General features: G+C 55.4%; 11 protein-coding genes. 2 read left to right on the top strand and 9 right to left on the bottom strand.

The window, feature by feature from the left end; genetic code table 11:
* Positions 1-288 precede the first annotated feature (288 nt).
* Genes pgaD through pgaA form a run of 4 tightly spaced genes read right to left on the bottom strand, consistent with a single transcriptional unit; the run spans position 289 to position 6,428 of the window.
* Positions 289-723 carry a poly-beta-1,6-N-acetyl-D-glucosamine biosynthesis protein PgaD gene (gene pgaD, locus DEO48_RS16515; RefSeq protein WP_109845758.1) on the bottom strand — a complete coding sequence of 145 codons (435 nt, stop codon included), beginning with the start codon at positions 721-723 and terminating at the stop codon, positions 289-291.
* On the bottom strand, positions 723-2,051 hold the full coding sequence (pgaC, locus tag DEO48_RS16510) for a poly-beta-1,6-N-acetyl-D-glucosamine synthase (RefSeq protein ID WP_058841931.1): 1,329 nt from the start codon (positions 2,049-2,051) through the stop codon (positions 723-725). The genes pgaD and pgaC overlap by 1 nt, the downstream gene beginning before the upstream one ends.
* A complete protein-coding gene (gene pgaB, locus DEO48_RS16505) occupies positions 2,044-3,981 on the bottom strand; it encodes a poly-beta-1,6-N-acetyl-D-glucosamine N-deacetylase PgaB (protein ID WP_109845757.1) in 1,938 nt (645 codons plus the stop codon). Before pgaB ends, pgaC begins: the two co-directional genes overlap by 8 nt.
* 8 nt (positions 3,982-3,989) lie before the next feature.
* Entirely contained in the window at positions 3,990-6,428 is a 2,439-nt protein-coding gene (pgaA, locus tag DEO48_RS16500; RefSeq protein ID WP_109845756.1) for a poly-beta-1,6 N-acetyl-D-glucosamine export porin PgaA, read from the bottom strand.
* 672 nt (positions 6,429-7,100) lie between these two features.
* Here pgaA and DEO48_RS16495 point away from each other — a divergent pair.
* A complete protein-coding gene (locus DEO48_RS16495) occupies positions 7,101-7,628 on the top strand; it encodes a LuxR C-terminal-related transcriptional regulator (RefSeq protein WP_181367027.1) in 528 nt (175 codons plus the stop codon).
* Between the two features lie 389 nt (positions 7,629-8,017).
* Positions 8,018-8,194 carry a hypothetical protein gene (locus DEO48_RS27230; RefSeq protein WP_258306116.1) on the top strand — a complete coding sequence of 59 codons (177 nt, stop codon included), beginning with the start codon at positions 8,018-8,020 and terminating at the stop codon, positions 8,192-8,194.
* Positions 8,195-8,714: 520 nt separating this feature from the next.
* Here the strand turns inward: DEO48_RS27230 and DEO48_RS16485 are convergent.
* The 5 genes from DEO48_RS16485 to DEO48_RS16465 all read right to left on the bottom strand — a co-directional run.
* A complete protein-coding gene (locus DEO48_RS16485; RefSeq protein WP_109845754.1) occupies positions 8,715-9,086 on the bottom strand; it encodes a TA system toxin CbtA family protein in 372 nt (123 codons plus the stop codon).
* A gap of 59 nt (positions 9,087-9,145) precedes the next feature.
* Positions 9,146-9,511, bottom strand: a complete 366-nt coding sequence (locus DEO48_RS16480) for a type IV toxin-antitoxin system YeeU family antitoxin (protein WP_109845753.1) — start codon at positions 9,509-9,511, stop codon at positions 9,146-9,148.
* 22 nt (positions 9,512-9,533) lie between these two features.
* A complete protein-coding gene (locus tag DEO48_RS16475) occupies positions 9,534-9,755 on the bottom strand; it encodes a DUF987 domain-containing protein (protein WP_015370125.1) in 222 nt (73 codons plus the stop codon).
* 20 nt (positions 9,756-9,775) lie between these two features.
* The gene (radC, locus tag DEO48_RS16470; RefSeq protein ID WP_109845752.1) at positions 9,776-10,255 is read right to left on the bottom strand and encodes a DNA repair protein RadC; all 480 of its coding nucleotides are present in this window, start codon (positions 10,253-10,255) and stop codon (positions 9,776-9,778) included.
* Between the two features lie 11 nt (positions 10,256-10,266).
* Positions 10,267-10,351 (bottom strand): antirestriction protein (locus tag DEO48_RS16465; protein WP_146198292.1); only part of this gene is annotated, 85 nt, incomplete at its 5' end.

Raw genomic sequence — 10,351 nt, 5'->3', positions numbered from 1 at the left:
CCACCACCCTGGCGACCCGGGCTCCCGGCGGTAAATCGCCGCTTCGCGGTGCCCTCGGCTTATTCCTTCCGGCTTGTCGGGTACGGGCGGAGGTAACGTCCCTGTAAAGCCCGCCCTCTCGGCGCATCCATGCGCCTCGCCCCGGCCGGAAGGCAAACGCCTCAGCGATTTACAGCCGGACCAGGGCATCGCTGAAAGCCTTTAGTCGTTCTGAAACAAGGTTATTGCTTCTGCTTAAAAAATACGGTGGATCCCTCAGCCCGCAGGGTCTCCTGCGGGGGCTTTTTGTTACTGCTCTTCCTCTTCCTGCTGCTCGCTGATCTTCAGATCGATGATGCGGCCAATCTGATCGTGGTACACCGTCAGCAGGTTGTACTGGCTCATCTCGGAGATGATCTGCGGTGAGACATTAAAGCTGCGGGCCAGCTCTTCCTGGTGAAAATAGCCCGGCTGGCGCCGCCTGACGTGGGCGCGGCGGCGGTTGTACTGATACCACAAAATCAGCAACCAGCCGTTGAGCGCGGCGAACAGCAGGTAGAGCAACACCGTATTAAAGGACGCGATAATCACGCTCCAGCGGTGGTCGCTCTCATCGGTTAGCTGCATCCACAGCCGGGCATACAGGAAAAACAGAAATCCTCCCCATGCCACCAGCGTCAGCACGGCATCGAAAAGACGCGGCAAGAGCCGATGCTCGGTCAAAATTAAGGTATTTTCGTTCATTAAATGCTCCCTTTTCCCCGGTCCGGACTGATCCAGCGCGCGCGGGCGCGCTGGCGTTTAAGCATGACTTTTGGAAATGCGACGAGGGTGGTGAACAGACCAATCATCCAGTACACCATCGGGAACCAGATCACCCAGAAAAGCGAGCTGGCCACTTTTCGTTCGTACCGCCGCTCGATGTACAAGCTGACCAGGAACTGCAGCAGGCACATCACGCCCAGCAGCAGCCCGGTAAACTCCGGTGGAAAAAGGCTCTCCACGGTCAGCCTGGCGGGAACAGGCGCAACCTGGCTGAGGAGGAACAGCAGCACCGTCATCGCGTACGCGAAGGCCCATAGCGTTGACAGCGCGTACTCCAGAAACAGCGGCCACATGCGGTGATGCTCCCAGCGCACAATCCTGCGAAGGTTAACCAGAAACACCTCTGCGCCTCCCTGGGCCCAGCGCAGACGCTGTTTCCACAGGCCTCTCAGCGTCTCCGGCATCAGGATCCAGCACAGCGCCCGCGGCTCAAAAAAGATATCCCAGTGGCGCAGCTGAAGCTTCCAGCTGATGTCGATATCTTCGGTGATCATGTCCGGACTCCAGTACCCGACGTCCGCCAGCGCCTGTCGGCGAAACGCGGCGATGACGCCGGAGACGGTAAAGACCCGGCCATAGATCCGCTGCGTCCGCTTGATGAGCCCAATAATGGATGAGAACTCGCCCACCTGAATGCGGCCAATCAGCGTGGAGCGCGTGCGAATGCGCGGATTGCCGGTAACCGCCCCGACGTGGGGGTACTGAATCAGCGGGGCCACCAGATAAGCGGCGGTATCGCGGTCAAGCAGGGCGTCGCCGTCAATGCAGACCAGCAGATCGCCCCGGGCCGCCGCCGCCCCGGCCTTGAGCGCCAGCGCTTTCCCCTGGTTTTCCGCTAGGTTAATCACCCGCAGGCGCGGCTGTTCCTGCGCCAGCTCCTGCAGCACCTGCGCGGTGTTGTCAGAAGATCCGTCGTTGATGGCGATAACTTCTATATTTTCATACCGCTGATCCAGCGCGGCGCTGATGGTCTCCCGGGCATTTCGTCCCTCGTTGAAGCAGGGGATAAGAATGGAGATGAGCGGCTCACCCGCGAGCGTCGGGGCGGGCGTGTCTTTATCCCACGACCAGTGGCGTTCAAGCTGATACCAGAAATAGAGGCCACCGGTTATCCAGAGCACCGACATGAACAGCGGCCAGAAGAACACAAAATCCAGAATCAGTTCGCCGGTAAAGAGGGCGGCCACGCCTAACGGCAACCCGAATACCAGACATAAAATAGAGAAGGCGATAATGCGATCAGTCATTGTCAGGGTACCAGTACGAAGAAAATTCAGGCCTGATGCGCGAGATATCAGGTCGGTTGTTGAGGAAGTCGTCGGGGTAGTAACCGTAGTTTTTGACGCCGTTCAGCTGGAGCACGCGCATCCACTGCGCAAGCTGGCTATCGGCAACGGCGCGCTGCGGTTTCTGGTCCCAGTCCCTGGCCTGCAGCTCGAAAATCGTTTTATCGAGCGCGCCGGGGCGCGTGGCGACCGCTTTAACCAGACGCGCCAGCCAGGCATCGCTCTCGTCTGCCGGAACGGACTCCATCAGCGGCATGGCCATCGGCACCGTCCAGTCATACTCCGCCAGAAAATCATCAAGATTCTGCGCGAACCACGCTTCGCTTTCGGGCTGCAGAATGGGTAAGGCGAACATATTGCGGGCGGTTTTTATCTGCGGGCCACGGATATGCTTCACTGCCAGGCTCAGGGCGTGGGTAAACCCGATAAGCGTCTGGCTTTTCTGACGCGTGGTGTTCTGACCGGCATCGTCCACGTCCGTCAGCGCCGCATCGTCATGGAACAGAATCCCGTTGAAGCTGGCATAGCGGGCCAGATCTTCATAGATGTCCGTCACCTGCTGGCGCACCTGCGGGTCCCACGGGGAGAGCCGGATATAGGGCTCGGTGGCTTCGCGCAGCTCGCCGGTTTGACGATCCCGACGCTGCACGCGCGGCAGGGACGGATCGAGATCGAACGAGAGCACCGGCATCCACGCGAAGACTTTCACGCCCGCGCGGGTTTGCAGCTGCCAGGCGACAAAATTAAAAAGATCTGCCCGGACCGGCAGACGACGGTTGGGGAAATAAAGCGCCTTGATCCTGCCGTCGCCCTGCGGGTCGGCAAACGCCTGCAGGAAAACATGGCTGATCTTCATGTCGTAGACCCGCTGGATCAGCCTGTTGATATTTTGGGTCTGCTGGGCAGGATCGGGATCGTAAACGTAGTCGAGATCGACGTGCATGACGCGCACGGGATCGCGCTCCTGAACCTGGCTGACCGTGCTGGCAAACGCCTTGAGCGAGGGATTCCCGGCGATCAGCAGGCGAGGGATGTTGCCCAGATCCTGCACGTTCCCCAGCCCGTCCTCAAGGGTGAAGGCCAGCCGGTAACCCTGCTGTCTGGCGATAGCGAGCGACGTACCGCTGGCGGCGCCGTAGGGCCAGACCCAGGCGCGCGGCGCTTTGCCCGTCACCTGCGTGATTTTTTCAGTCACTTTACGAACGTCATCGCCGATCCGCTGGCTGAACTGCTGGTCGGTTTCATAGCGGCCCGTGGCTTTGTCATAAAAGCGATTGGCGATCGCCGGCTCGCGGCTGCCCTGCGGGTTGGCCGGAATACCGTAATGCGAGGCCCAGGTGTGCGATCCGATCTCAATCAGCGGGGACCGGCTGAGCTCGCGCACCATGTCCCACGTCGCGAAGCGATCCCGGGGCGTCATCAGGCCGCCGAAGTTAACTTTTTGATTTGCCGGCGTATCCACCCAGCTGCCCACCGGCGCCCACAGCGCAGGAACGTTCCACGCCTGAAGCAGCGGCCAGACGCGGGTGTAAAAGCTGCTGTAGCCGTCGTCAAAGCTGAGCAGAACGGCTTTTGGCGGCAGCGTTTTTTTCCCGTCATGCGCGTCAAGAATGTCCTGCACGCTGATGGCGTGGTAGCCGTTGTGCAGAAGCCAGCTTATTTGCTCGTTTAACGCGCTGGTGCGAACGGAGAGATAGCGCTGATCGGCGGCATCGTCTTCAACGTCGTGGTAGGCCAGGACCAGAAACTGGTTCTCCGGCCAGGGTTTACTCGCCTCCAGCTGCGGCCGATCTTTGGGCGCAATGAACGAGATCGCCTGCGCGCAGACGCTCGCGCTGAGGCAGAGCCAGCCGAGGAGTATCAGGCTCACGGAAAAACGTGTGTTCAGCATATTCATCCTTAAAAGCGTAAAGTCGCGTCAAACGTGACGGAGAGGTTGCTCTCGCGTTTGCCGTCGTAAGGGCGTTTATCCCAGTTCAGCATCACGCCGGTATCAATGACGTTGTTCCACTGTACGCGCTGTCCGTAACCCAGCAGGGCGATGGCGCCAGCGGACTGATTTTTCTGCCAGTAGCTGCCGCCTCCCGCCACAAACTGCTGGCTCCAGAGGGTGTCGTAATGGCGGACCATCTCATGGTCAACGGCCAGGGCCGCCGTCACGGACAGATCCCGCTCCGGGTTGTAGTAGAGCGTGTCGCGCAGGCTGTTTTTACTGGCGGCGATCCCCGGTTCGAGATCCAGCGTCAGGGAAGGGGTCTGCCAGAGACGCTCCTTGCCCGTGAGGGTGTATTCCTGGCGACGGTTATGGTCGGAGAAGCGGCTGAGGGCGGCGCTGAACTGGTACTCACGCCGCTCGTTTTGATACCAGCGCACCCCGCCTTCACCCCGGTTGGCGCTAATTCCGTTGCGTAACGCCCGAAGGGGCGTGGTGCGCGACAGGCGTTCAAGGCTGCCGCTGACCTGCCAGCTATCGGTCACAGAGTATGTTGTTGCGAGGCGAGCGCCCGGCTTGTTTTCACTGTGATAGCGGTTGCTGGAAAGCTCGGCTTCGAGCAGGAGGTCGCGTGGCCGCCATTCGACGCCGCCCAAAAGGTGACGGCTGGTGCCTTTGCCTTCATCGAAATTACCCTCGGCATAGCGGGTGCCGGCAAACAGCCGCCAGCTATCCGCTACGGGTGGGCCATAGAGCGTAGCGTCCCAGTTGAGGTCGTGCGTCCCGCTGACGGGGCTATCGGAGTGCAAACCCTTGCTCGCGTTGAGGCGCAGCTCGGACATATGGTGGACGGTGCGGAGCCTGTCCAGACGTCTGGCGCTGCGATCGTTGGGCGCGCGAGCCAGCACGTCGTCGGCCAGTAAATCCATCTGCCGCCACTCCTGCAGATCCATAGCGACGTAAGCCTGCTGCTGCTCAAGCTCCAGATTCGAGGGCTCCAGCGCCTGCGCCATTTTCAGCGTTTGCTCGGCCGCGCGCGGCAGGCCCCGCGCCTGAAGCAGGGTGGCGTAGTCAATCTGTAATCCCTGATTGCCCGGCGCCGTTGTCGCCAGACGGTGCGCCAGCTTTTCGGCTTCCGGCAGGGCATTCGTCGCCAGCAAATAGTTAAAGCGGAGCGACTGTCCGGTAAGCCATCGATCGTTCGGCTGAGGGGTTGGGGAGCCGAAATCGTAGCGGGTCCACGGGACGTTGTGGGTCTGGCGCTCTACGTACTGGCGGGCGGACTGATACTGTCCCGTATCCAGCCAGGCGTAGAAAAGCGCGTGCTCCTCGTCCTGCGGGTCGGAAGCGTATTGCGGATAGCGTTGCAGAAGCGAGAAGGCGGCGGCAGCGTTTTGCTCCTGCAGATACGCGGAGATGACCCAGCCGATTGCCCAGTCCGGCACCGGATGCTGGGCTGCCGTAAGATCCTGATATTCGCTAATCACCCGTGGGTAATCAGCATGGGCGTACAGCGCGCCAAGCCTGTCGATACGAGCAAGGACGACGTCTTCCGCCGCCTGCGGCTCTTTTTGCCAGCGAGCAAGCAGAGCGTCGTAACGATTCAGCGTGGATTGCGCAAGCTGCAGGCGCTCCTTTTCTGTTCTGCCAGGCACATCGGCAAGGCGAACCCGTTCTGCAGCGGCATTACGCTCAAGACGGCGACGCTCCGCGGGGGACAGCGTTACGCTTTGTGAAAGCTGGAGCGCGGGGGTGTTCACCCGGCTATCCGTTAGCGCGTCGATCAGCTCGCTGAGGAGCGCTTTATTCTCAGGTGCGACATTTAGCGCGCGGGTGTCTGCCAGAAGCCGATCCCAGCTTTTTCCCTGGCGTAACCAGACATACGAGAGCGTCTGGAGATGCGCCTGAGAGGGATTTTCAGCTACCAGCCGTCGGGCTTCCTGCAGGGCAAGCGTGTCCATGCGGGCATCGGCGAGAGTTTTGATGTAGCCGATACGATAATCGTCGTTATCCGGCGCAAGGCTACGCGCCTCTTTCCATAGCGCCAGGGCCGGCTGCCACGCTTTTTGATTTCGCCTGGCCTGCGCGACAGCCGCAACGCCGCGGGCGGGCAGCGGCATATAAATGCCGTAACGCTGCCAGACCTGAATAACCTCGTCATCATGACCCGCCCAGGCTGCAACCTGTAACCAGTCCGCAACTTGTTCAGGCGTCAGGGCATGCTGCTGCTGATAACGCTGAAGATAATCGAGAAACGGCGTGTAATTACCGTTACGCGCCTGTTGAATCTGTTGCTCATAAACGGATTCGGTCGCCTGAGCCAGAACAGGAAAGAGGAATAACAGAAACAATAATGTTGGGGTGCGATAAAAGAATAACGTATTGAAGCGAAGTGAACTTTCCATATCTATTTGCCATTTGTTTATCATGAATCCATTGCATAACACGGCCGCCTTTAAACTCAGGGTTAAAGGCCATAAATGAGAACATTAAATCTGAATGCAGTGATGTTACGGGGTACTTACCTAAAGGTAATTATGGATCCTTATCTCAGTGTACTGGGTGAAAGCTAATGTACACCTGATATGTTGCCGGATAAATATGTCTAAAAGCCGGTGTGTCGTTTTGAGATAATTCTGGATTGAGCGCTTTATGACGTTTTTATTGAATTAGGTGTGTATTTTTAACTTATTGAAATTACTGTGTTTTATTTTTATTGTGACAGCTTTGTATATATTTTTAATGGGGTTTATCAGCCTCAATTAAAGTACTTTCTGGTGGATGTTTGGGAAGTTTCATGACAAAAACTCTTAATGTTTAGAGAAGTGACTTTTCTGCGATTGTTTTTTATTTATAATTAATGGCAGCCATTGAATGATAGTCTACAGGAAGTCTTACTCATCAATGTCTGTATTGAGGGATATCCAAAGCCAGAAAACATTTATCTTTAATATAACAGCGCTATAAAACGAAGGCGGCCTTCTTTGCGAGGGATCGTGCTTGCTTTAATCTAAAAGGGATGGTTAGTGGCAACTTCAATTGTTTTAGTGACTCAGGATCGCTACCTTGTCAGAGGGATGCGGATATTTTTCCCGGATATTATCCTGCTCGACTCGATTGACAGAAACATATTTGATAACGGTGCAGATGAATATTCTGTATTGATTGATAGTCGTTCTCCGCTCCGTTTATATGATTACCTGATACGCCATCCGGCCAGAACGAAAAAAACAATCTGCTGCGTTATGCTTGATATGCGCCACCGCGAGGAGAATCTGCTCAGTATGAAGCTGTTTATGAACACGTCGCTGACGGCGCCGGACATGGCCTCGCTGTTTAATCTGGTGCTCAATATGAAGGGCCGTCGCCTGACCACGAAGTGGCTGCTGAATTTACGGCTGAGCACGCACGAAGCGATCATGTTGCGGTTGCTGAGAGCAGGGATGTCAATGGAGGAGATTGCAGGCGAGCTGAATACGTCGGTAAAAAGCCTCTACCGCAAACGGATGGCGCTCTCGGAACGGCTGGGGGCGGAGAACTTTAATGAGGCGTGTTTGTTTATCTTTAAAAACAAACTGCTGGGCACAGGTGGGAACGATCCCTAAAGTTGTCAGGAATTCAAAAGCAAAAAACCGCCACGAGGGCGGGTTCGTTAATAAGGTGCGTGGTAACGCGCTTATCTCGCTACCGGCGGATGTAAGTAAGGTGGCAGAAAATGAGCGGGTGATACCAGAAGGAGACTCCTGGAAGTGATTGAAAAATTTAAAAGGACGTTAGAAATGAATAAATATCTGTCTGGTCTGTGTGTTGTTTCTTTTTTTTATTTTTTTCAATAGGTTACGCACACTCTGCGGGTCTAAATAAAGTTCAGGTTAGTATCAAACCCAGCAGCGCTAATATAGGATATATCCCGGTAATTTCTAATGCAGATGAAATCGAGCCTTCTGATTTCAGGGAGTCGGATCTACAGGAGATGCAGGATAGCCTGAGGAAGATGAAGTCCGACAACCGCAAAGTCGATGAGCTAACTCAGAAGGTTTTACAGCTTGAGAGAAAGAATTCTGAGCAGGAGAGTAAGATCGAGCGATTGCAAAGAAGCCTTGATGACGTGAAGCGGAGCAACGACAACCTTTCAAATCAGGTCAGCAATTTATCCGGCAAAATTAAGTGATAAAAAAGAGCCACCGCCTGTATTAACTTACCGGGATATTAGCGTAAGCGTGCCTGCATGAAAGCCACGCTTATCAGCGCCCAGAAATCGGCCGTAGCCATATAGCAAAAACCCAGCCATAGGCTGGGTTTTCTAAATAGTGGTGCCGGACTCGGAATCGATAAGTGTCTATAATTTACTGATATTTAATGTTTATTTCTGATTTGATGAATTTTGTACCCTCAATTATACCCTCAGTCCCGGTTGGTTTAAATCAGAAACCCGAATCGGGGACGAACGGGGTAAGAAGAGTTGTGGCCGTTCGATGTCATATGCAGTGAGGGAAGATGCTTCTGATACGGGACATAATCCAGTAACAAACCACCAGAAGAAACGTACCAGAAGCGTCTGTTATTATTTTGTACGCAGCCATGCGATTCATACAAGAACTTTGTTCAACCTTCCCTCCTGAAGAGTTCTGCTCTCCCTGTCGGAAGTGCATTCAGGATGGGCAGTGCTGTTTGTCTGAATTTCATGAACGTTACTCCTGAGCTGTGTTCCCCGCGATGATTTGTGTGATCCTTTTGTACTCAAAACGCTGCATCAGACCCGTTGCCCGCCTGGCCCGGAGAATATCAATTGTTCCGATAAATGGGGACTGATGTTGAATGGAGAAATCGGGACGATCAATTCGCACAAGTTCACATTTTTCAACGAGAAAATTGAGTGCATCTGTCAGTGAAATCCCGGCGTCAATGTGCTGCTGAATCACATTGCCATCACCAAACTGTGTGTCGTGAAGCGAAAGGCCATAATGCCTTTCCAGCAGATACGTAAGAAGTTGCTGCCAGATTTCAACGGGCGTCGGGCGTGACGGTGCCTTCCGCACCAGAATGGCGGGTAAGGTTTGCATGATGAAATACTCCTGAATGAGAAGTCGGGTTGAAAAGGGGAATGGTTCAGGGAAAAGGATTAACGGGTTATGCTGTTGCCTGGTGCTGGATAAATTGCGATATAGATATAGCCATGCGAGCCGAGCGAATCGGCTTCGCAGATCAGCCCTTTCGCATACAGCGTGACACAGTGCTGATGGCGGGGATTGAGCTCACCGGAAACCAGCATCAGTTCCATCTGCTTCATTAATACCGGGAACGCCAGGTCGAGATGACGTAAATCCGCCTCGCTGAACTGCCCGGTGATACTGGCGCGGTCAGCCAGGTAGTGCAGCCGGTTGCCCTCCTGCACCAGACGAGCGCCAAAACAGGGCGTGATATTGCGTTTAAGCCCCCACCAGGGGTCGGCAATATCGTGGTTTACAGGCGGTATGTTATTCGACAATTTAGCTCTCCTTAAATTTAAGTTAATTCAGGGTAACGCTGCGCAGGACGACATACGGGCCGTTGCGGTCCTGGCGACGCTCAGCGAAGACCGCGAGCACACCGCTGATATCCTGCACCTCCCGGCCGGCATAGTGGCAGACGCTGCCTGACCACTGGTATTTGCCGGTGCAGAAGCGAAACAACCGGGACTGTGGATGCTGGCGGTATATCGCCATTGCCTGGCGCTTGCTGATAATTTTCATCAGGTTACATTCCTCTTGTGCTACAGCCAGCCTCGCTCTGCAAATGAGATGGTCTCCATACCGCCGACCACCAGGTGATCCAGCAGACGAATATCAACCAGTTCCAGCGCCTGCTGAATACGCGTAGTGACCTGACGGTCGGCCTTGCTGGGTTCCGCCTCCCCGGAGGGATGGCTATGCGCCACGATGACAGCGGCGCAGTTATGCTTCAGACCGGCCTTCACCACTTCGCGTGGATGGACCTGCGTATGGTTGATGGTGCCGGTGAAAAGCGTTTCGTGGGCTATCAGGCGATGCTGGTTATCGAGAAAGAGCGCGGTAAACTCTTCCCGCTCCAGAGATGCAAGCTGCAGACGCAGCCAGTCGCGGACGGCATGGCTGGAAGTAAATGACGCGCCGGGTTCACGTAGCTGACCCTCCAGCAGGGTTAAGGCTTTCCTGACCGTTTGCTGGTCGGCAGGGGCTAATTCACGGGCAAACAGCGGTAACTGTTGTTCCATAGCGGCTGACCTCAGTCGATGATATGCATGATGGCGCTGCATTCTGCGTGGTTGAGTGCATAGTCCCGAAGTCGGTAATAATGCTCCGTCATGGCA

This window comes from Enterobacter sp. CGMCC 5087 (assembly GCF_003144775.1).
Lineage (GTDB): Bacteria > Pseudomonadota > Gammaproteobacteria > Enterobacterales > Enterobacteriaceae > Enterobacter > Enterobacter cloacae_M.
The sequence above is the reverse complement of the archived record's forward strand: the minus strand, read 5'-3'. Positions and strand labels throughout refer to the sequence as shown.

What these genes read in the sequence shown, in the direction of transcription:
- pgaD (WP_109845758.1), bottom strand. Translation starts at nt 723, where the DNA reads ATGAACGAAAATACCTTAATTTTGACCGAGCATCGGCTCTTGCCGCGT.
- pgaC (WP_058841931.1), bottom strand. Translation starts at nt 2,051, where the DNA reads ATGACTGATCGCATTATCGCCTTCTCTATTTTATGTCTGGTATTCGGG.
- radC (WP_109845752.1), bottom strand. Translation starts at nt 10,255, where the DNA reads ATGGAACAACAGTTACCGCTGTTTGCCCGTGAATTAGCCCCTGCCGAC.
- DEO48_RS16485 (WP_109845754.1), bottom strand. Translation starts at nt 9,086, where the DNA reads ATGCAAACCTTACCCGCCATTCTGGTGCGGAAGGCACCGTCACGCCCG.
- DEO48_RS16495 (WP_181367027.1), top strand. Translation starts at nt 7,101, where the DNA reads ATGCGGATATTTTTCCCGGATATTATCCTGCTCGACTCGATTGACAGA.
- DEO48_RS16475 (WP_015370125.1), bottom strand. Translation starts at nt 9,755, where the DNA reads ATGAAAATTATCAGCAAGCGCCAGGCAATGGCGATATACCGCCAGCAT.
- pgaB (WP_109845757.1), bottom strand. Translation starts at nt 3,981, where the DNA reads ATGCTGAACACACGTTTTTCCGTGAGCCTGATACTCCTCGGCTGGCTC.
- pgaA (WP_109845756.1), bottom strand. Translation starts at nt 6,428, where the DNA reads ATGGAAAGTTCACTTCGCTTCAATACGTTATTCTTTTATCGCACCCCA.
- DEO48_RS27230 (WP_258306116.1), top strand. Translation starts at nt 8,018, where the DNA reads ATGAAGTCCGACAACCGCAAAGTCGATGAGCTAACTCAGAAGGTTTTA.